18 protein-coding genes are annotated in these 20,147 nt (G+C 55.7%); 12 read left to right on the top strand and 6 right to left on the bottom strand.

All coding sequences use genetic code 11. The features are described from left to right. The first annotated feature begins 31 nt into the window (after positions 1-31). Genes IV433_RS16985 through IV433_RS16970 form a run of 4 tightly spaced genes read left to right on the top strand, consistent with a single transcriptional unit; the run spans position 32 to position 5,996 of the window. Complete coding sequence (locus tag IV433_RS16985) at positions 32-1,990, top strand: SPFH domain-containing protein (RefSeq protein WP_195815056.1); 1,959 nt, start codon at positions 32-34, stop codon at positions 1,988-1,990. After that, on the top strand, positions 1,987-3,030 hold the full coding sequence (gene hflC, locus IV433_RS16980) for a protease modulator HflC (RefSeq protein WP_195815057.1): 1,044 nt from the start codon (positions 1,987-1,989) through the stop codon (positions 3,028-3,030). Before IV433_RS16985 ends, hflC begins: the two co-directional genes overlap by 4 nt. Next, positions 3,027-4,070, top strand: coding sequence for a protease modulator HflK (hflK, locus tag IV433_RS16975; protein ID WP_195815058.1), 1,044 nt, complete (start codon positions 3,027-3,029; stop codon positions 4,068-4,070). Before hflC ends, hflK begins: the two co-directional genes overlap by 4 nt. Positions 4,071-4,082: 12 nt before the next feature. Next, a complete protein-coding gene (locus IV433_RS16970; protein ID WP_195815059.1) occupies positions 4,083-5,996 on the top strand; it encodes a cation-translocating P-type ATPase in 1,914 nt (637 codons plus the stop codon). Positions 5,997-6,068: 72 nt separating this feature from the next. Here the strand turns inward: IV433_RS16970 and pth are convergent, their stop codons facing one another. Further along, positions 6,069-6,659, bottom strand: a complete 591-nt coding sequence (pth, locus tag IV433_RS16965) for an aminoacyl-tRNA hydrolase (RefSeq protein ID WP_192938081.1) — start codon at positions 6,657-6,659, stop codon at positions 6,069-6,071. Positions 6,660-6,950: 291 nt separating this feature from the next. Between pth and ychH the strand changes: the two genes are divergently transcribed. After that, positions 6,951-7,229 carry a stress-induced protein YchH gene (ychH, locus tag IV433_RS16960; RefSeq protein ID WP_152326296.1) on the top strand — a complete coding sequence of 93 codons (279 nt, stop codon included), beginning with the start codon at positions 6,951-6,953 and terminating at the stop codon, positions 7,227-7,229. 114 nt (positions 7,230-7,343) lie between these two features. On the opposite strand, the gene prs is transcribed toward ychH, so the two are convergent. The 3 genes from prs to lolB all read right to left on the bottom strand — a co-directional run bounded on the left by prs (position 7,344) and on the right by lolB (position 9,946). Next, positions 7,344-8,291: a ribose-phosphate diphosphokinase gene (gene prs / locus IV433_RS16955; RefSeq protein WP_013575591.1), complete on the bottom strand. Its 948-nt coding sequence runs from the start codon at positions 8,289-8,291 to the stop codon at positions 7,344-7,346. A 166-nt stretch (positions 8,292-8,457) separates the two neighbouring features. Then, complete coding sequence (gene ispE, locus IV433_RS16950) at positions 8,458-9,321, bottom strand: 4-(cytidine 5'-diphospho)-2-C-methyl-D-erythritol kinase (protein WP_195815060.1); 864 nt, start codon at positions 9,319-9,321, stop codon at positions 8,458-8,460. Between the two features lies 1 nt (position 9,322). Continuing rightward, positions 9,323-9,946: a lipoprotein insertase outer membrane protein LolB gene (gene lolB, locus IV433_RS16945; RefSeq protein ID WP_195815061.1), complete on the bottom strand. Its 624-nt coding sequence runs from the start codon at positions 9,944-9,946 to the stop codon at positions 9,323-9,325. Positions 9,947-10,225: 279 nt separating this feature from the next. On the opposite strand from lolB, the gene hemA reads away from it, so the two are divergent. From hemA to kdsA, 6 genes are all read left to right on the top strand, one after another. Next, positions 10,226-11,488 carry a glutamyl-tRNA reductase gene (gene hemA / locus IV433_RS16940; protein WP_195815062.1) on the top strand — a complete coding sequence of 421 codons (1,263 nt, stop codon included), beginning with the start codon at positions 10,226-10,228 and terminating at the stop codon, positions 11,486-11,488. Between the two features lie 32 nt (positions 11,489-11,520). Then, on the top strand, positions 11,521-12,603 hold the full coding sequence (gene prfA / locus IV433_RS16935; RefSeq protein ID WP_195815063.1) for a peptide chain release factor 1: 1,083 nt from the start codon (positions 11,521-11,523) through the stop codon (positions 12,601-12,603). Continuing rightward, complete coding sequence (gene prmC / locus IV433_RS16930) at positions 12,603-13,436, top strand: peptide chain release factor N(5)-glutamine methyltransferase (protein WP_195815064.1); 834 nt, start codon at positions 12,603-12,605, stop codon at positions 13,434-13,436. Before prfA ends, prmC begins: the two co-directional genes overlap by 1 nt. A gap of 44 nt (positions 13,437-13,480) precedes the next feature. Then, positions 13,481-13,870 carry a SirB2 family protein gene (locus tag IV433_RS16925; RefSeq protein WP_195815065.1) on the top strand — a complete coding sequence of 130 codons (390 nt, stop codon included), beginning with the start codon at positions 13,481-13,483 and terminating at the stop codon, positions 13,868-13,870. A gap of 2 nt (positions 13,871-13,872) precedes the next feature. Beyond that, the gene (sirB1, locus tag IV433_RS16920) at positions 13,873-14,682 is read left to right on the top strand and encodes an invasion regulator SirB1 (RefSeq protein WP_195815066.1); all 810 of its coding nucleotides are present in this window, start codon (positions 13,873-13,875) and stop codon (positions 14,680-14,682) included. 96 nt (positions 14,683-14,778) lie between these two features. Next, entirely contained in the window at positions 14,779-15,633 is an 855-nt protein-coding gene (kdsA, locus tag IV433_RS16915) for a 3-deoxy-8-phosphooctulonate synthase (protein ID WP_152326288.1), read from the top strand. Positions 15,634-15,708: 75 nt separating this feature from the next. Here the strand turns inward: kdsA and dauA are convergent, their stop codons facing one another. Continuing rightward, complete coding sequence (gene dauA / locus IV433_RS16910) at positions 15,709-17,376, bottom strand: C4-dicarboxylic acid transporter DauA (RefSeq protein ID WP_195815067.1); 1,668 nt, start codon at positions 17,374-17,376, stop codon at positions 15,709-15,711. A gap of 271 nt (positions 17,377-17,647) precedes the next feature. On the opposite strand from dauA, the gene IV433_RS16905 reads away from it, so the two are divergent. Further along, on the top strand, positions 17,648-18,754 hold the full coding sequence (locus IV433_RS16905) for a GGDEF domain-containing protein (protein WP_195815068.1): 1,107 nt from the start codon (positions 17,648-17,650) through the stop codon (positions 18,752-18,754). A 54-nt stretch (positions 18,755-18,808) separates the two neighbouring features. Here IV433_RS16905 and IV433_RS16900 read toward each other — a convergent pair whose 3' ends face one another. After that, on the bottom strand, positions 18,809-20,128 hold the full coding sequence (locus IV433_RS16900) for a cytochrome c (RefSeq protein WP_195815069.1): 1,320 nt from the start codon (positions 20,126-20,128) through the stop codon (positions 18,809-18,811). Positions 20,129-20,147: the final 19 nt, after the last annotated feature.

Below are 20,147 nucleotides of genomic sequence, written 5' to 3'. Positions count from 1 at the left end.
GGATTATTTTTTCTCCTCTGCCGGAGCGGACATGAGCATAAACAAAGCATCCGGAACGGACGATGCCAGCAAGCAGCTGCGCTTTCAGTCCGCCGCTTCCCACACGCGCTGGCTGAGCGGGCTGATCCACGCCGTGATGGTGATCAGCAGCGTGTTGTATCTGATATTGCTGATGCTGTATCTGGTCACGCCGGAGTCAGTCTGGCCGTGGGTGGTCGGGAATATCATGGCGGCGATGTGGGTTTGCGCTGCCTCGCTGCAATGCGCCCGGCGCATTACCCGCTGGCGCGAGCAACAGTTTGCCTCCCGTAACGGCCTGGTCGGGCCGCAAGTTCCCCCCGGATTTTCACAGCGTCTGGCCTCCCGCGCGTGGATGCGCCCGCTATTACGTTATGTCGATGCGCACGTTTTCTTTCAGGCACTTCCCGCATTAGCCGCTTTGCTGCTCATCGCGCTGCTGTGGCAGTTGCCGTTACCGGTCAATGAAACCGGGAATACGGGCTATTTCGCCGGTTCTTTCTTTATTCTTTGCGCCTTCGCCGTGCTGGTACTTGAGCGTCACTGGACGTTAAAAAATCCGCAGGAATGGCCGGAAGCGGCAAAACTGGCACCACTGATGCGCATGTTAATCGGCGTCTTTCTGCTGACGGCGCTGGCCCTGATGTTTGCGCGAGGAACCGCGGTATGGCCCGCACACCTGCTGGTGCTCACCGGATTGTTACCGGCGCTGGTGGCGCTGGAGCTTTTCCTGCGGGCGCTGATCGCGGTGTTTTCACCGCCGCGCGAGGACAAAGAGCTGGAGTTTATTGCGGGCAGCCTGCTGGCGGCGCAACTCTGCTGGCCGCCGCGTCCGCTGCAATTTGTGCAAAACGAACTGCATCAGCACTTTGGTATTGATCTCCGCCAGATTTGGGCGTTCCGTTTTATGCGTCGCGCGCTGTTGCCGCTCGGTGCAATCCTCCTGCTGACCGGCTGGCTGCTGACCGGCATCAGCGAAGTGCCGCTGACGCAGCGCGGGATCTATGAATCCTTCGGCAAACCGGTGGCCGTCAGACAGCCCGGTCTGCATGCCAGGCTGCCGTGGCCCTTTGGCCGCACGCTGATGGTGGATAACGGCGAAGTGCATGAACTCACCACGGGTTCTGAAGAACCGGTAAGCGCCACATCCGTCGCGGTGGCAGATACGGCAGAAGGCCCCGCGCCGGAGAGCGCAAACCGGTTATGGGATTCCGGCCACAGCAGCGACAAATCACAAATCATCGCCAGCGCGGCGAACGACCGGCAAAGTTTTCAAATCATGAATATGGACGTCCGTTTCGTATACCGCATCGCCATGAATGATGACGCGGCGATGGCGAGCCTGTATCACACCGAAAATATGCCGGTGCTGATCCGCAGTATTGCCAATCAGGTGCTGGTGCATGATTTTTCCTCGCGCACGCTCGACAGCCTGCTGGGCAGCGACCAGACACGTCTGGCCGGAGATATCGGGCAGAAAGTGCAGGCGCAGCTTGATCATCTCAACAGCGGTGTGGAACTGCTGGCGACGGTGATTGAGTCGATCCATCCGCCTGCGGGCGCGGCGGACGCTTATCACGGCGTGCAGGCGGCACAAATTCTGGCGCAAAGTGCGATTGCCGGTGAGAAAGGTCAGGCCGCACAGCAGTTGAATGCCGCGCAGCAATTTGCCGGGCTGGCGCGGGATGCGGCCACCGCACAAAGTCATGAAAATCTGGATCAGGCGCAGGTCATGGCGCTGTCCTTTAACGCCGAAAATCAGGCGTATCAGACCGGAGGACAGTCGTTCCTGACCGAACGCTATTTCAGCCGTCTGACGCTGGCGATGCAGCAACATCCGAAGGTTTTGATTGTCGATCATCGCATGGGGGTCGGGACGCCGCCGGTGCTGGATCTGAGAAATTTTACCCTGCCATTTACGCCCGGAGCGGATAAAGCGGCGCATTCTGTCAAAGCGGAGAGTACCCGGTGAGTGATTCCCAACAATCTGAAGGCCACGGACACGATCACGACGCGCACGGCGGGCATCATCACGGTGCCGGACATCATCATCACCATCATCATTCCGGCTCGGCGGCGCCTAAACTTTGGCGGCGGGTCACGATTGCCACCGTGCTGGTGGCGCTGATTGCCGCCACGGCCTGTCTGGTGCAGGTGCGTTCAGGTGAAGCCATGGTGATCACGCGCTTTGGCAATCCCGTGCGCGTGCTGTTGCAACCGGGGCTGGCGTGGCATCTGCCGGTTCCGCTGGAAACGGCGATCCCGGTAGATTTGCGTATCCGTACCACGTCCAGCGGTTTACAGGATGTCGGCACGCGCGACGGGCTGCGGATCATCGTTCAGGCTTATACCGTCTGGCAGGTAAAAAACGATCCCCAGCACGTGCAGCGTTTTATCCGCGCGGTACAAAATCAGCCGGATATGGCGGCTGCGCAGATACGGACGTTCATCGGCTCAGCGCTGGAAACAACCACCAGCGGTTTTGCGCTGGCTGACCTGGTGAATACCGACGCCAGCAAAATCCGGCTTTCCGGTTTTGAACAGCATCTGCATGACCAGATCGCCCGCCAGTTGCTCGACAGTTACGGCATCGAGCTGGTGCAGGTTGGCGTTGAGCGGCTGACGCTGCCGTCGGTGACGTTAGATGCCACCGTTGACCGCATGCGGGCCGAGCGGGAAACCATCGCTACCGAACGCTCTGCCGAAGGTAAGCGTCAGGCGGCTGAAATCCGGTCTTCCGCTGAACGTGACGCCCGCGTTATTAAGGCGGATGCCTCAGTCAGCGCGGCCAATATCGAAGCGCAGGCACAGGTGCAGAGTGCGGCGATTTACGCCAAAGCCCGCGCCGGTAATCCTGAACTCTACGATCTGCTGCGCTCGCTCGATACGCTGAGCAGCGTCATCACGCCGGGCACGCAGCTGGTGCTGGGCACCGGTGCGGCACCGTTCCGCCAGCTGGTCGAAGGCCCGCCGGCATTGCCCGCTGCCCCGGCTAACGGAACGCGCCCATGAATCCGTTATCCCGTTTTCAGGGGAATGCGTGGTTTCAGGCGGGGCGTCTGGCGTATCTGGCGCTGTTCGCCATGACGCTGATTGCTGCGGCGAGCTGGCTGTTTTCCAACGTCCGGCAGATAGAGCCGGACAAGCGTGCGGTAGTGATGCGGTTTGGTGCCGTTTCGCGCACGGCGGGAGCCGGGCTGTTGCTGGCCTGGCCGGAACCGCTGGAACAGGTTGAAATCTTACCCGCGTCCGATCGGGTGATCGAACATCATGTCACCGCCTTGCTGAGAGCCGACATTGTGCCCGCGTGGAACAATACCGGTGGCGGGAAAAGTGATGCCGTCGCCGGTGCGGGATATTTACTGACCGGAGATTCCGGCGTGGTTCAGCTGGATGTACAGGTGTACTACGTGATAACCGATCCGGTGGCATTTGTGCTGCAAGGCGAACACGTGTTACCGGCGCTTGACCGTTTAACCGAGCATGCGGCGGTGGCAATTTGTGCCTCACGGGATCTGGACACCATTCTGGTCGCCCGGCCGGAAATAGCAGGCAACGGCAGCAACATCGCCGAACGCCGCGAACGGCTGCGCGGCGACTTGCGTCAGGGCATAAATCAGCAACTGGCGGCGCTGAGCGCGGGCGGGAGCAGTACCGGTATCGAAGTCCGCCGCGTTGACGTGCAGTCGTCCCTGCCTCCGTCGGCGGTGGATGCGTTCAATGCGGTGCTGACGGCCAGCCAGCAGGCGGATCAAAACATCGCCAACGCCAGTAATGAGGCGGCGCGCGTTCATCAGGACGCTGTTCAGTCGGCAGACCGCGCTTTACAGGTTTCACATGCTAAAGCCAGCGAGCAGATTGCCCGCGCGTCCACCGATACCGCGACCATCGTGCAGCTGGCGGACGACCATTCGCCGGAATTGCTGTGGCGTTTGTGGCGTGAACGGATGCCTGCGATCCTCGCGCATGCCGGCAGCGTCACTGCTGTTGATCCCCATGACGACGCGCATCTGATCCTGCCGGGGCCAGATCGTCCGACATCTCAACCCTGAGGTATTGCTTCCGTGACTTCTTTTTCCTCTGAAGAACCGCACACGTCGCCCGCAAAAAGCGTGCTGCTAACGCGGCATGAACAGCGAAATATGGCGGTGCAGCTGTTGCTGGCGATGGCTGCATTTGGTCTGTTGCTGTGCGGCTGGATCTGGCAGTGGCTGTTTCCGCAACAAAGTGACGTCGGGCAAATTCTGTTTGGCGTGGCGTCACTGCTGGTCGCGGTGCCGGTGCTGCGTTCGGCGATTTACAGCTTACGCAGCCCCAGTCTGCACGGCGTGACCGATCAGCTGATTGCCATCGCGATGCTGGGGGCGTGGGCAACCGGCGACCTGATGACCGCCGCACTGCTGCCGGGCATTATGATTTTTGGTCACATTCTGGAAGAGCGCAGCGTGATCGGTTCGCAGGAAGCCATTGACGCGCTGAGCCATCTGACGCGCAGCCGCGCCCGGCGGATTTTGCCTGACGGTGAAATTGAAGAAATCGATAACCACCAGCTGCGAACCGGCGACCGGGTTGAAGTCCGCGCCGGTGACCGGTTGCCCGCCGATGGCCGTGTGTTATCCGGCAGCGCCAGTTTGGATACTGCGCCGATCACCGGCGAATCCGTGCCGCAGGAAGCCCGCACGGGCGATGACGTTTTCGGCGGTGCCATTAATCTCGATGGATTGCTCTGCGTTGAAGTCACGCGCACCGGCGCGGATGCCACGCTGGGTAAAGTGATTGCGCTGATGCAAAAAGCCGAACACGCCAAACCGCCGATCACCCGTTTGCTCGAACGCTATGCCGGGCAATATCTGGTGCTTATTCTGCTGATTGCCGCCGCCACCTGGTTTATCACGCGTGATGCCCATGCCATGCTGGCGGTACTGGTGGCGGCCTGTCCGTGCGCGCTGGTGCTTTCCGCGCCCGCCACGGCCATTGCCGGGATCGCGGTGGCTGCGCGTCACGGAATACTGATCCGCAGCTCCGCATTTCTGGAAGAACTGGCGGACCTGAACGCCATCGTGGTCGATAAAACCGGTACGCTGACGCACGGTGAACTGCATTTACAGCGCACGGTGCTGGCCGCACAGGCGTCTTCGGATGCGGTGTTCCGGCTGGCGGCCAGCCTGGGCGCGGCGAGCAGCCATCCGGTCAGCCGTGCGCTGGCAAAATTACTGCCGCGTGAACAATATTTACCGCTGGATGACGTGTCAGAACAGCAGGGCATGGGCGTGCGTGCGCGTACCGCACAGGGCGACGCGCTGTTAGGGCGCCCGGCATTTTTCAGCCAGAACAATATCCCGGTCAATGACGAACCGGAACATGACGGGCCGCTGGTCGGGCTGGCACTTAACGGGCGTTTTCTCGGCTGGTTGCTGCTGGCCGATTCGCTCAGGCCGGAGGCGCAAACGGCGCTGGCCGAACTGCGCCAGCTTGGGTTGCAACGGCAACTTTTGCTGACCGGTGACCGCACAAGCGTGGCCAACCGTATTGCCGGAGAACTGGGCATCAGTGAAGTCGTTGCGCAGGCGTTACCGGAAGATAAACTGCATCAGGTTTCAGCCGAAATTGCACAAGGGTTCCGGCCAATGGTGGTCGGCGACGGCATCAATGATTCTCTGGCGTTAAAAGCGGGCGTGGTGGGCATTGCGATGGGGGCGGGCGGCAGCGATATTGCGCTGGCTTCCGCCGACGTGGTGCTGATCGGCAGCGATCTGCGGCGTCTCGGGACCTGCGTTCGGCTGAGCCGTGCATGCCGTAAGACGCTGAAAATCAATGTTTGCATCGGGCTGGGCTGGACGCTGGTCGTGATGGCGGCGGCGGCAATGGGATTACTCGGCGTGGGCGGTGTGCTGATTGCCGCTTTGTTGCACAATCTGAGCACCTTGCTGGTGCTGGGCAATGCCGGGCGCTTACTGCGGTTTGACGAGCCACTTTAAGCCCGTCAGTTAAAATAAAAACGGGCGCAAAAGTTGCGCCCGTCAGCAGGAATAGCGGTCAGCCTGTGCGGATTAAAGTTCGGCTTTAAACGTGTGCAGACGACGCATGGTTTTTTCCAAACCGTCTTTCATCAGCAATTCAGTGCAGCGCAGTGACTCATCAATCGCATCATCAATCAGCTTCTGTTCACTAGCTGGCGGCTTGCCCAGCACAAATCCCACAACTTTGCTTTTATCGCCCGGATGGCCGATGCCAATGCGCAGACGGTAGAAATTCGGATTACCGCCGAATTTGCTTTGGATATCTTTCAGGCCATTGTGGCCGCCATTGCCGCCGCCCAGCTTAATTTTGGCCATGCCCGGCGGGATATCCAGCTCATCGTGCGCGACCAGAATTTCGTCCGGCTCAATGCGGTAGAACTGCGCCATCGCCAGAACGGCTTTGCCGCTCAGGTTCATGAAGGTGGTCGGCACCAGCAAACGAACGTCCTGACCTGCCAGGGATAAACGCGCGGTGTAGCCAAAAAACTTACTTTCTTCTTTTAACTGCTGGTTGTGCTGGCGGGCCAGAAGATCAACATACCAGGCACCCGCGTTGTGGCGGGTTTGGGCATATTCGGCTCCGGGATTGGCCAGCCCGACGATCAATTTAATGCTGCTCACGGTTTTCGCTTCTTAATCGGGTGAGGTTTAGCGGGGTAGTTTACCTGTCCGTTTTCGCTGTGCCAAATATCCGGCCACGTTATTCCGTTAAATGGGGTCGTTTCTGAATAGTTTCCAAAGTTAATTATTAACTCTCCGAATGTATCTGACTGGAAAACGTAAAGAATTGTCATCTAATGTTCTCTGTCTGTGATCGTGACCGCAAAGTGAACCGGATGGGACGTCTATAGTTAAGGCAGGAAATGACAAGACAGCAATGATGCTAAGACTATCGACAACCGGAGGTGACAGATGAAACGTAAAACCGCAATGAGACTGGGCAATGCCCTGATGGGACTCGGTTTGCTCACAATGGTCGGTGGCGTTGGTTATTCCATTTTAAATCAATTGCCTGAATTGGGATTACCGCAGTTTATGGCTCACGGTGCTGTCGGCAGTATTTTCATCGGGGCTATTTTGTGGCTGGCCGGTGCCAGAGTCGGCGGACGCGAACGCGTTGCAGATCGCTACTGGTGGGTGCGTCACTACGACTCACGGTGCTCAAACAGTAAGACACATCGCCATTCCTGATTAAACGGCCTGAAAAGAAAAAACCGTTGTTGCTTACGCTTCAACGGTTTTTTGCATTTCTGAATCAGTCAGTTTTTACAGAAAACAAAACGCCCCTGAAAAGGGGCGTTGTGATTAATGCTCGAACATCGCAGAAATGGATTCTTCATTGCTGATGCGGCGGATAGCCTCAGCCAGCATGCCTGACAGGGTCAGGGTGCGTACTTTTTTCAGTGCGCGGATTTCTGCGGACAGCGGAATGGTGTCGCATACAATCACTTCGTCGATGACGGAGTTTTTGATGTTTTCCACGGCGTTGCCGGAGAAGATTGGGTGAGTTGCGTAAGCGAATACGCGCTTAGCACCGCGTTCTTTCAGTGCTTCAGCGGCTTTACACAAGGTGCCACCGGTGTCGATCATGTCATCAACCAGCACACAGTCACGGCCCGCGACGTCACCGATGATGTGCATCACCTGAGAAACGTTGGCACGTGGACGGCGTTTATCGATGATAGCCATGTCGGTATCGTTCAGCAGTTTCGCCACGGCACGGGCACGAACAACGCCGCCGATATCCGGGGAAACAACGATTGGGTTTTCCAGGTTCTGTTGCAGCATATCTTCGAGCAGGATAGGGCTGCCGAAAACGTTGTCTACTGGTACATCAAAGAAGCCCTGAATCTGCTCTGCGTGCAGGTCAACGGTCAGAACGCGGTCAACACCGACGCTGGACAGGAAGTCAGCCACAACTTTCGCCGTGATTGGCACACGGGCAGAACGCACCCGGCGATCCTGACGTGCATAGCCGAAATAAGGAATAACGGCTGTGATACGACCAGCGGAGGCGCGGCGTAAGGCATCAACCATGACGACCAGTTCCATCAGGTTATCGTTAGTAGGCGCGCAGGTGGACTGGATAATGAAAATATCTCCGCCACGTACATTTTCGTTAATTTGCACACTTACTTCACCGTCGCTGAAACGACTGACGGCGGCGTCACCAAGGCTGGTGTATAAACGGTTGGCAATACGTTGTGCTAGTTCCGGGGTGGCGTTACCAGCAAAAAGCTTCATATCAGGCACGAGAAGAACCTCAGGCTTGCGTCCAGGGAAGACATTGGCTTTTGGCACCACCGGGCGGTGAGCGGTACCAAAGCATTATGCTCACGATACTTCTAAATCTTACTGCTTAAACAAAACCGGTGAATAATTCGCTGGCAAAGAACAGACACAAAACCGCTGTGACTCTCTACGCTTTGCCCGCAGTTCTCAACGCGGCTTCGCGAAAACGGTGTAACGGAGAAACGTTGACACCGCGTGCAACAAAACCCCGACTCCATGCCGGAATTTCATTTAATACCTGACGGGCTTCGGTTTCGGTGTCGAATTCAGCAAACACACAAGCACCTGTTCCGGTCAGTCGCGACGGCGCGTATTCTAACAGCCAAGAAAGTAGCTGTTCAACCTCGTAAAAACGTTTTCTCGCAATCGGTTCGCAATCATTTGCGTAAGGCGTGTTCAAAAGCACATTTACAGGGCGTTTTGGTGTATTTCTGGTCAGTTCCGGATCGCCGAAAATCACCGGGGTCGGAATGTGAACACCGGGATGTACCACCAGGAACCATTTTTCCGCCGGTGTGACCGGCTGCAGGATTTCACCAATGCCTTCGGCAAACGCGGCAAAACCCATCACAAATACCGGCACGTCCGCGCCCAGCGTGATGCCAAGTTCAGCCAGTTCCGTATCCGTCAGCCCGCAATTCCACAAGGTGTTCAGGGCAACCAGAACGGTTGCAGCGTTAGAGGAACCGCCACCCAGGCCGCCGCCCATTGGGATCTGCTTTTGCAGAGTAATATCCGCGCCAAGCGGGGTTCCCGTGTGTTTCTGTAAAAGACGTGCGGCGCGCACCACCAGATTTTGGTCGTCTGAAACGCCCTCAACCGGTGTGGTCAGGGCGATAACGCCGTCGGTGCGCACGTTAAAACTCAGGCTGTCGCCGTAATCGAGAAACTGAAACAGCGTCTGCAAATCATGGTAGCCGTTGGGGCGCTGCCCGGTGATATAAAGGAACAAATTGAGTTTAGCCGGAGACGGCCACAATTGCTGCGTCATCTCAGTTTAATGTCCAGTTATCCATTTTCAGCTTGATGCGCTGTTCGCCCTGGGTCATTTCCAGACGTTGAGGCAGGGACGGTTTGGCGTCGTCGTCGTAGGCCTGATACACCACTGTACCGCTCTGACCATTCTGGCTGAACTTAACCTGGGACAGACGATACTGGCTGTCGAGGGTGAAATCAGTGCCATCACCCGGCAGACCGAGCATCCACAAACGCAGGTTGGACAGCGGAATCGACATCCCGGTCAGCTTGCGGATCATGTCGTCAGGATTGTCGCTGGTGTAATGCTTACCTTCGTTGTTGGTCAGCTGTGCGATGCCGCTTTGTACTTTCAGCTCCATTTCGGTGCTGCCAAGCGGATTGGTCAGCAGCAGACGGTAGCTTTCAGGTGAGTATTGCTGCCAGAAGAAGCGGGCATAGACTTTCTGTTTATCGGAAATGTAAGCGAAAGAGCCGCGGGTCTGATAATGCTCGAGTTGTTTGACCTGAGCTTCATGTTCACGCCATTGCGGAGACGTCGGGCTGGTCGCCGGGCCTTTCGGCGCATTAGTCGAACACGCAGCAAGCACTAAACTTGCCAGAGGGAGAAGGCGAACAAAATGTGTTTTACGCATTGGCATAACAGGTTAAATCCTTTGTGCTTTGGCGGCGGTGGCTTATATAAACAGAAAAGGGGCCAGTCAGATACGGCGTGCGCTAGTTTAGCACAGCCAGCGCATCGGGTGATCGGCGCCCGGTACAGATGATCGACGATCGGAGAGTTTTGGGACAATACTGATTTGTAAATGGATTTAACGTTAGATGCTGTACGGCTTTTATTGATCCCGCGCATCTTGTAGAATGCGCAGCAGACGTAAACCCATACTATTATAAAGTATAAGTCGATAATCGCTTCCCATATGACCCTGCTTGCATTAGGTATCAACCACAAAACCGCCCCGGTGTCTCTGCGTGAACGGGTAACATTTTCACCCGAGACTCTTGATCAGGCGCTCTCCAGTCTGCTCCAGCAACCGCTGGTGCAGGGCGGAGTCGTGTTGTCTACCTGTAACCGGACGGAGCTCTATCTGAGCGTCGAACAACAGGAAAACCTGCAAGAACAGCTGGTTAAATGGTTATGCGATTATCATCATCTCAGTGAAGATGAAGTCCGTAAAAGCTTGTACTGGCACCATGATAATGACGCCGTCAGCCATCTGATGCGCGTGGCGAGCGGGCTGGATTCGCTGGTGTTGGGCGAACCGCAGATCCTCGGGCAGGTCAAAAAAGCCTTCGCCGAATCGCAAAATGGCCGTGCCGTTTCCGGCGAACTGGAACGTCTGTTCCAGAAATCCTTCTCCGTTGCCAAGCGTGTCCGCACTGAAACCGATATCGGCGCAAGTGCCGTTTCCGTCGCTTTCGCCGCCTGTACGCTGGCGCGCCAGATTTTCGAATCCCTTTCTGATGTGAATGTATTGCTGGTCGGTGCGGGTGAAACCATCGAACTGGTAGCGCGTCATCTGCATCAGCACAATGTCCGTCACATGATGATTGCGAACCGTACCCGCGAACGTGCGCAGGCGCTGGCGACCGAAGTGAATGCGGAAGTGATCAGCTTGCAGGATATTGATTCCCGTCTGGCCGAAGCCGACATTATTATCAGTTCTACCGCCAGCCCGCTGCCGATTATCGGTAAAGGGATGGTGGAACGTGCGCTGAAAGCGCGCCGTAATCAGCCGATGCTGATGGTTGATATCGCCGTTCCGCGTGATATCGAACCTGAAGTCGGTAAGCTTGCCAACGCGTATTTATACAGCGTTGATGACCTGCACAGCATTATTCAAAACAATCTTGCCCAACGTAAAGCCGCCGCTGTTCAGGCGGAAACCATCGTTGAGCAGGAAAGCTCAAACTTCATGGCCTGGCTGCGTTCGCAGGGAGCCGTTGAAATTATTCGTGATTATCGCTCACGTGCTGATATTATTCGCGCCGACGCACAAGCAAAAGCCTTAGCCGCCATCGCGCAGGGCGCTGACGTCGAAGCGGTGATCCAGGAATTAGCCCACAAATTGACCAACCGCCTTATTCACGCGCCAACCCGTTCTCTGCAACAGGCAGCCAGCGACGGTGATGTGGAGCGTTTGCAAATTTTACGCGACAGCCTCGGGCTGGATCAGCAGTAATTCTCCTTTTCTCACAGGGTTAAACACCACGCATGAAGCCTTCTATTGTTGCCAAACTGGAAGCGTTACAAGAGCGCCACGAAGAAGTGCAGGCGATGCTCGGCGATGCCAGCGTCATTGCCGATCAGGATAAATTCCGTAGTCTTTCCCGCGAATACGCTCAGCTAACGTCTGTCTCCGAATGTTTTCTGGCCTGGCGTCAGGCGCAGGAAGATTTAGAAACTGCCGAAATGATGCTCGACGATCCCGAGATGCGCGAAATGGCGCAGGACGAAATCAAAGATTGCAAAGCCACCATCGAAGATCTCGAACAAAAATTACAACTTCTGTTACTGCCGAAAGACCCTGATGATGAACGCGGGTGTTTCCTTGAAATTCGTGCAGGAACCGGCGGTGATGAAGCGGCGATTTTTGCCGGTGATTTATTCCGCATGTACAGCCGTTACGCAGAATCGCGTCGCTGGCGTGTGGAAATCGTGAGCGCCAACGAAGGCGAGCACGGCGGATATAAAGAAGTCATCGCCAAAGTGAGCGGTGAGGGCGCGTACGGCCAGTTCAAATTTGAATCCGGCGGTCATCGTGTTCAGCGCGTTCCGGAAACTGAATCTCAGGGACGTATTCATACGTCAGCCTGTACGGTTGCCGTGATGCCGGAAATTCCGGAAGCCGAATTGCCGGAAATCAACGCCGGTGATCTGCGCATTGATACGTTCCGCTCTTCCGGCGCGGGCGGTCAGCACGTTAACACCACCGATTCCGCGATCCGTATTACCCATATTCCGACCGGGATTGTGGTGGAATGTCAGGACGAACGTTCTCAGCACAAAAACAAAGCCAAGGCGATGTCCGTGCTCGGTGCACGTATCCGTGCGGCAGAAGTGGCGAAACGTCAGGCGGAAGAAGCCTCTACGCGCCGTAACCTGCTGGGCAGCGGCGATCGTTCTGACCGTAACCGGACCTACAATTTCCCTCAGGGCCGCGTGACCGATCACCGCATCAACCTGACAATTTACCGTCTGGATGAAGTGATGGAAGGCAAACTCGACTCGCTGATCCAGCCGATCGTGCAGGAATATCAGGCCGATCAGCTCGCAGCTCTTTCTGAGCAGGACTAATGGATTTTCAGCGCTGGCTGCGTGATGCCACCCGCCGTCTGGCTGCGGGTGAAAGCCCGAAGCGTGACGCTGAAATCCTGCTCGGCTTTGTGACTGGCCGGGCAAGAACCTTCATTATGGCGTTTGGCGAAACACCGCTGACGGCTACTCAGCTTCAACAACTGGAAACCCTGCTGGCGCGACGCGAGCAGGGTGAACCTGTTGCCTATCTGACCGGTGAACGCGAGTTCTGGTCGTTGCCGCTGTCCGTTTCTCCTGCCACGTTAATTCCGCGCCCGGATACCGAATGTCTGGTCGAACAGGCGCTTGCGCGTCTGCCGTCAGAGTCGGTGAAGGTGCTGGATTTGGGCACAGGAACGGGCGCGATTGCATTAGCGCTGGCCAGCGAGCGGCCTGACTGCCAGCTGACCGGTATCGATTTGCAGCCAGACGCGGTAACGCTGGCGCAACACAACGCGCAAAAACTGAATATCACCAACGTGCGTTTCTTACAGGGCAGCTGGTTTTCGCCGGTTGCCGGTGAAACGTTCGCGCTGATCGCCAGTAACCCGCCGTACATTGACGCCGCCGATCCGCATCTGGCGCAGGGTGATGTCCGTTTTGAACCGTCGAGTGCGCTGGTGGCAGAAAATGCCGGTCTGGCTGATCTGGCTCATATTATTCAGACGGCACCCGCGTATCTTCAAAAAGATGGCTGGCTGTTGCTCGAACACGGCTGGCAGCAGGCGGCAGACGTACAAAAACTGCTGTGCGAGGCCGGTTATCAGCAGGTTTCGACCGTGAAAGACTATGGCGGCAACGATCGCGTTAGCCTCGGGCAGTGGAATTCGTAGTCAAAACCTTTTGAATTCAAAACAATAAAAGAAGGAAACAGGCAATGGCGTATGTCTGGATAAAGCATCTCCATCTGGTCACGATCACCCTGAGTATTGCGCTGTTTGTTTTACGATTTTTTTGGAAATGGTCGGGTTCTGCTATGATGCAGAAACGCTGGGTGAAGATAGTTCCGCACATTGTGGACACCTTGCTGCTTTTGAGCGGCATTTCGCTTATCTTCATCACACACTTTTATCCGTTCAGCCCACAGGGAACCTGGCTGACCGAAAAGATTTTTGGCGTTATTATCTATATCGCGCTGGGCTTTGTGGCCCTGAGCAAGCGACCTGTTAGCCAGAAAACCCGCTGGCTGGCCTTTATTCTGGCGCTCGCTTGCCTGTATCTGGTCCTCAAACTGGCGCTGACGAAAATACCGCTGCTAATGGGATAACTATGAGTACCCTTGCTGATTTTGAATTTAACACCACCCGGCTCAGTACCGGGGTGATCAAAGTAACGGAATCTGTGCGTTTTGATTTCAATGCGGACGATGTGCGCCAACAGCTGCAAACGCTGGTTGATGAAGCACGCCGCGTGGTTCCTGAGGAGCTTGATCAGGATCAGCAGCTCGAAGTGTTGATTGAACTGTTTTACCGCACCTGGGGATTTGGTGGCGCGGGCGGTGTTTACCGCCTTTCGGACGCTATCTGGATCGACAAAGTGCTGGCTTCACGTCAGGGCACGCCGGTTTCGCTGGGCGTGATTTTCCTGCACATCGCGCATGAGCTGGATTTACCGCTGATGCCGGTTATCTTCCCGACACAACTGATCCTCCGCGCTGACTGGATGGATGAAGAAATGTGGCTGCTCAACCCGATCAACGGCGACACGCTCAATGAGCACATGCTCAACGTGTGGCTGAAAGGGAACCTGGGCGTGACGGCGATTATCGAAGACGATGACCTTGAAGAATCCGACAACACGATGATCGTGCGTAAAATGCTCGACACGCTGAAAGCCGCGCTGATGGAAGAAAAACAGTTCGAACTGGCATTGCGGGCGAGTGAAACGGTTTTACAGTTTGATCCGGATGACCCGTATGAAATCCGCGACCGGGGTCTGATTTATGCTCAGCTGGAGTGTGACCACGTAGCGATTTCCGATCTCAGCTATTTTGTTGAGCAGTGCCCGGAAGACCCGATTTCAGAAGTGATTAAAGTGCAGATCCACTCGATTGAGCACAAGCAAGTCACGCTGCACTAATTTTAAATTACCTTACGTTATCACCGGATAAATGCTGATGAAACAACGCGTTGATGCATTTTCAGGTGAAGGATTTACCATTAAAAAGGCCAAAGCATGAAACATAAAGTGGTTAGCATTCAGGACATTAAAGTCGCCAACGATCTGCCGTTTGTGTTGTTCGGTGGGATGAACGTACTCGAATCACGCGATATGGCGATGCGTGTGTGTGAACATTACGTCACCGTGACACAGAAACTCGGCATTCCTTACGTTTTCAAAGCGTCTTTTGATAAAGCCAACCGCTCCTCTATTCATTCCTACCGCGGTCCGGGTCTTGATGAAGGTATGAAAATCTTCCAGGAACTGAAGAAAACCTTCGGCGTGAAAATCATCACCGACGTTCACGAATCCTGGCAGGCACAGCCGGTTGCAGACGTGGTTGATGTGATTCAGCTGCCTGCTTTCCTGGCACGTCAGACCGATCTGGTTGAAGCTATGGCGAAAACCGGTGCCGTGATCAACGTGAAAAAACCACAGTTCGTGAGCCCTGGCCAGATGGGTAACATCGTGGATAAATTCAAAGAAGGCGGCAACGATCAGGTTATCCTGTGCGATCGCGGCAGCAACTTCGGTTACGACAACCTGGTTGTCGACATGCTGGGCATGAACGTGATGATCAACGCCACGGGCGGACACCCGGTAATCTTCGACGTGACTCACGCACTGCAAACCCGTGACCCGTTCGGCGCGGCTTCCGGCGGCCGTCGTGCACAGGTTGCAGAACTGGCGCGTGCAGGTATGGCGGTCGGTATCGCGGGCCTGTTCATTGAAGCACACGAAGATCCGGCTCACGCGAAATGTGACGGCCCGTCAGCATTGCCGCTGGACAAACTGGAGCCATTCCTGGTTCAGATGAAAGCCATCGACGATCTGGTGAAAAGCTTCCCGGCGCTCGATACCAGCAAGTAATTTGCGGTTTGAATGTCAGTAAAAAGGCGACCCTCGGGTCGCCTTTGTTGTTTCTGAAACAAATGTTTTGAAGACTTACAGCGCCTCCGCCAGACTCCCGTGGAAGCTCAGGCGGCCTTCGACCGGCTGCATTCTGGCGCGCGCCAGCGTTTTCAGCGGCTGGAAGGGGATTTCTGCAATGCGCAGCTCCGTATCTTCCGGCAGTGCGTCAATGAAATTGCGCAAGGCGTTAACGCCGCCAGCATCCAGAATGGCGACGCGATCCCATAGCAGGACAATCACTTTTTTGCCTTCGGCACGCGCCTGGAGTTCGCTGAAAATGCGTTCGGCAGCGGCGAAGAATAACGGCCCGTTGACGCGCAGAACCAGCGTGTTATCCGGTGTCTCGACGGCAACTTCAGTCAGGCGCGTCAGCCGTGCAATACGGCGCATAAACAGCAGCGAAGCCATCACAATCCCGGCCGTAATCGCAATTACCATATCGAACAATACCGTCAGGCTCATGCAGGTCAGCATCACCAGAATGTCGTCTTTCGGCGCGCGGCGCAGTAAATCCACCACTTTATGCGCTTCACTCATATTCCACGCCACCATCAGCAGCAGTGCTGCCATCGCTGCCAGCGGAAGCCACGAAAGCAGCGGAGCAAGAATGAGCAGGGCAAGAATGACCAGCAGCGAGTGAATAATGGCGGAAACCGGCGATGTCGCACCGGCACGCACGTTCGCCGCCGACCGCGCAATGGCCGCCGTGGCCGTAATGCCGCCAAAGAACGGGCTGACCATGTTGCCAATACCCTGACCGATCAGCTCATTGTCTGAGTGATGCTTTTTGCCGGTCATACCGTCGAGCACGACCGCACAAAGCAGGGATTCAATCGCGCCCAGCATCGCCATGGAAAATGCGGCGGGAAGCAATGCCTGAACCAGCGACCAGCTCAGGCCGCTGCCGTCAGGCTGTGTCCACGGCAGCGCGAACTGCGGCAGGATCGGCGGAATGCCGTTGCCCTGCGTGCCATCCGGCAAAAGGAAGTGAAAACGCGAACCGATGGTGGCAACCGGATGCCCGGCCTGCATGAAAATTGCCATCACGGCGCAACCGGCGAGTAATGCAGGAAGATGGCCGGGAACGCGCAGCCCGAGTTTCGGCCACAAAATCAGCACGCCAAGCGTCACGATACCAATTGCCGCATCGCCGATATCCAGCGTCGGCAGTGCCATCACCAGCGCGGCGACTTTACTGAGGTAATGTTCCGGCACGCTCGCCATCGTCAGGCCAAAGAAATCTTTGAACTGCATCGTCCCGATGGTGATCGCAATGCCGGACGTAAAACCGAGCGTCACCGGCAGCGGAATATATTCGATTAACCGCCCAAAACGCGCGAGGCCCATCAGCAGCAGAATAAACCCGGACATCAGCGTCGCTAGCAATAATCCCGACAAACCGAACTGCTGTGAAACCGGATAGAGAATGACGACAAACGCCGCCGTGGGGCCGGAAACGCTGAAACGCGAGCCGCCGAAAATGGCAATAACGATGCCCGCAATCGCCGAAGTGTACAGCCCGTACTGCGGCGGAACCCCGCTGCCAATTGCCAGTGCCATCGCCAGCGGGATGGCGATGATTCCCACGGTGACGCCTGCAATGGCATCTTTGAGTAAACGCTGAAGGGTATATTTTTCACGAAAACAGGCGTCTGTCAGGGCGCTGAAAAGACTGACATGGCGTCTTCCTGAGGTATTCATAGGGCGTAAACCACCTGGAGAAAATATTGAATATGAACCCGGTCTTCCTTCACCGGAAATTTGTAGCCTACGCCGGTTACACTGATTTTGCATGGACCTAAATCAAAGCAGGGCAATGCAGCCGGATACGGACTTCGCATTATTATGATTGCTGGCAATGTGACGTGTCGCCAGTTATTTCACAGACGCACACGACGGAGGCATTCATCATCTATATTTAAGTTAATACCCGTAAATCGGTCAGGGAAAGCGTGAGAGGGCGCCGTTAAATATGCCGGACATCATGTCACTGGGAAGTTTGTATGGGGATATTTGCGTCACCTACGCCACGCTTTCAATCAGTTTTTTTGTCCTAAGCCGCAGTGAACCTTTCACGTTTAAAGGCGCCCACTGGAAACGGCTGGCGTTCGGACTGGTTGCGGGGATCACAGCCTTATACCTGCGCGGCAACCAGCTGGTGCTGAACGAAAATCTGTCGTTCAGTTTTGAAATGTTACCGATGATTTTAGTGACATTTTTCGGCGGCTGGCTCAGCGGGTTAACCAGCTATTTCGTTGCATTTCTCTTCAGTGGCATGTTCACGCTGAATAATCTGTTTATCGGCATTATTCTCGGCACGCTGTTTTTATTTCGCGTCTGGCGAAGGCGTAAACATCGCGAACTGTATATTACGATCGTGCTGGTGGGTATTTTCCGTCTGGCGCTGGTTTCCGGAATTCACGGTATTGCAGTGCCGTGGACAGAGCTGATTTTCTATCAGGCGATTGCCGCCTGCTGCATGATCCTTTGTTATCACGCGCTGAATTATAAAGAAATCTACATGAATAAAGTCTTCACCATCCGCGTGAAGGCCGCCACAGACGAACTGACTCAAATTAATAACCGCGCCAGTCTGGATTACTGGCTGGCTCAGCGGCAAATCCGGCGCGAAGCCTGCGGGTTAATTCTGCTGGATATTGATAACTTCAAACGGGTCAATGACACGCTCGGTCATCTGGTGGGCGATCGTGTATTAATTGAAGTAGGACGTTTATTACGCCACCTGACGCGCAACGAAGATTTTGCCGGGCGTTACGGTGGCGAGGAATTTCTGGTGATGACGTCAGCGTATGATCCCGCCACGTTACTGGCGATTGCTGAACGTATCCGCAAGGAAGTGGAGGATTGCGTGATCATTCTCGAAGATGGCCGCACGCTGAGAGTGACAGTGTCACTGGGCGTCTCGTTATATTTACCGGGTATGATTATCCGCAAGTCGCTGAAACTGGCCGATCTTTCGTTATATGAAGCGAAACGGAAAGGGAAAAACTGTGTCGTAGCCAGTTCCATTCTGATGCTGGCCGCGCTCGGCGCTAAACGCCACCCGCACAGAATGTAAAAGGAGCCTTTACGGCTCCTTGCTTACCTGTTCACGGTGACTTCCTGTTTACAGCTACTTCTGCGTGCCTTCTTCTATTTTTGGCGGAGAGGTCAGATCCGCGTCTTTACGCATCTTCGCCACGTCTTTCGCCGTCACCGTCGCGCCTGCCGGATTACCGAACTGCGTGCTGACATAATTGCTCAGCGTCGCAATCTGCTCATCATTCAGCTGGTTTGCGAACGAAGGCATCATGATTTCGCCTTTATCCATATGGCGCTGGACGCCATTTAAGATCACCGAAACCTGATTACGGCTGTCATAAGAACCGGTGCTGGTGTGGCTGAACAGCGACGGATACGCGTGGAATCCTTCGCCGCTGCCCGCGCCGCCTTTACCGTGGCAGGCTGCGCAGCTGGCGTTAAACAGCGCGGCGGCGGATTCATTCACAGTCTGGCCTTCGGCGCGCAGAGGATACACATCCTGATTCTGCTGGCCCCAGGCATCCCGTGGTTTGGTCTGCTTGTCGTCACCGACAGCCGGAACGGAACGGATATAGGTCGCGATCGCGTTCAGGTCGCTGTCAGAGAGATGTTGCAGGCTGTGCTCGATCGCTTCACCCATAGCACCGGACGCTGACGCTTTCCCGGCCACAAAACCGGTTTTCAGGTACGTCACCAGTTCCTGTTGCGACCACGTGCCGATCCCGGCGTTTTTGTCCGGCGTGATGTTAAATGCCACCCAGGAACCTAAATCACCACCGGAAAACGCTTTGTCGGTGTCCATGCCCATGGTCAGCGTGCGCGGCGTATGGCAGGTGCCGCAGTGTTCAAGCGCTTCCACCAGATACGCGCCACGGTTCCAGTCCGCAGATTTGGACGGATCGTTTTTCAGCTCGCCTTTGTCGAAGTTAAACAACTTCCACACGCGCATGCCCCAGCGCTGGTTGAACGGGAAAGACAAATCGGTTTGCGGCCCGGCGGAATGCACCGCAGGCAGCGACATCAGATAAGCTTTCACCGCCAGCACGTCATCGCGTTTCATCTTAGTAAAAGAGTCATAAGGCATTGCCGGATACAACTGCTGCCCGTCTTTGCCGACACCTTCACGCACCGCACGCACGAACTCATCATCCGTCCAGTTGCCGATACCAAATTCTTTATCAGAGGAAATATTGGTGCCGTAAATCACCCCGAACGGCGAGGCCAGCGGGTAACCGCCGCCGAATTTCGCGGTTTTATCCGCACCCGGTGCCGTATGACACGCGGTGCAGTCACCGGCAGTCGCCAGATACTCGCCGCGTTTAATCAGTTCCGCATTACCGGAGGCGTCATCCGCCCAGGCGCTGGTCGCTGCCACTAACGGCAGCATCGCCAGCATGAATTTCATTTTCATTGCTCAGTCCTCAGAAAAT

Source organism: Rahnella laticis, assembly GCF_015644585.1.
In the GTDB taxonomy this organism is placed as follows: Bacteria; Pseudomonadota; Gammaproteobacteria; order Enterobacterales; family Enterobacteriaceae; genus Rahnella; species Rahnella laticis.
Note: the sequence above shows the minus strand (reverse complement) of the source record. Positions and strands in the feature narration are given on the sequence as shown.

Excerpts from the sequence above, each read along its gene's own strand:
- IV433_RS16985 (WP_195815056.1), top strand. The coding sequence starts at position 32 with ATGAGCATAAACAAAGCATCCGGAACGGACGATGCCAGCAAGCAGCTG.
- hflK (WP_195815058.1), top strand. The coding sequence starts at position 3,027 with ATGAATCCGTTATCCCGTTTTCAGGGGAATGCGTGGTTTCAGGCGGGG.
- ychH (WP_152326296.1), top strand. The coding sequence starts at position 6,951 with ATGAAACGTAAAACCGCAATGAGACTGGGCAATGCCCTGATGGGACTC.
- ispE (WP_195815060.1), bottom strand. The coding sequence starts at position 9,321 with ATGACGCAGCAATTGTGGCCGTCTCCGGCTAAACTCAATTTGTTCCTT.
- lolB (WP_195815061.1), bottom strand. The coding sequence starts at position 9,946 with ATGCCAATGCGTAAAACACATTTTGTTCGCCTTCTCCCTCTGGCAAGT.
- hemA (WP_195815062.1), top strand. The coding sequence starts at position 10,226 with ATGACCCTGCTTGCATTAGGTATCAACCACAAAACCGCCCCGGTGTCT.
- prfA (WP_195815063.1), top strand. The coding sequence starts at position 11,521 with ATGAAGCCTTCTATTGTTGCCAAACTGGAAGCGTTACAAGAGCGCCAC.
- prmC (WP_195815064.1), top strand. The coding sequence starts at position 12,603 with ATGGATTTTCAGCGCTGGCTGCGTGATGCCACCCGCCGTCTGGCTGCG.
- IV433_RS16925 (WP_195815065.1), top strand. The coding sequence starts at position 13,481 with ATGGCGTATGTCTGGATAAAGCATCTCCATCTGGTCACGATCACCCTG.
- sirB1 (WP_195815066.1), top strand. The coding sequence starts at position 13,873 with ATGAGTACCCTTGCTGATTTTGAATTTAACACCACCCGGCTCAGTACC.
- kdsA (WP_152326288.1), top strand. The coding sequence starts at position 14,779 with ATGAAACATAAAGTGGTTAGCATTCAGGACATTAAAGTCGCCAACGAT.
- dauA (WP_195815067.1), bottom strand. The coding sequence starts at position 17,376 with ATGAATACCTCAGGAAGACGCCATGTCAGTCTTTTCAGCGCCCTGACA.
- IV433_RS16905 (WP_195815068.1), top strand. The coding sequence starts at position 17,648 with ATGCCGGACATCATGTCACTGGGAAGTTTGTATGGGGATATTTGCGTC.
- IV433_RS16900 (WP_195815069.1), bottom strand. The coding sequence starts at position 20,128 with ATGAAAATGAAATTCATGCTGGCGATGCTGCCGTTAGTGGCAGCGACC.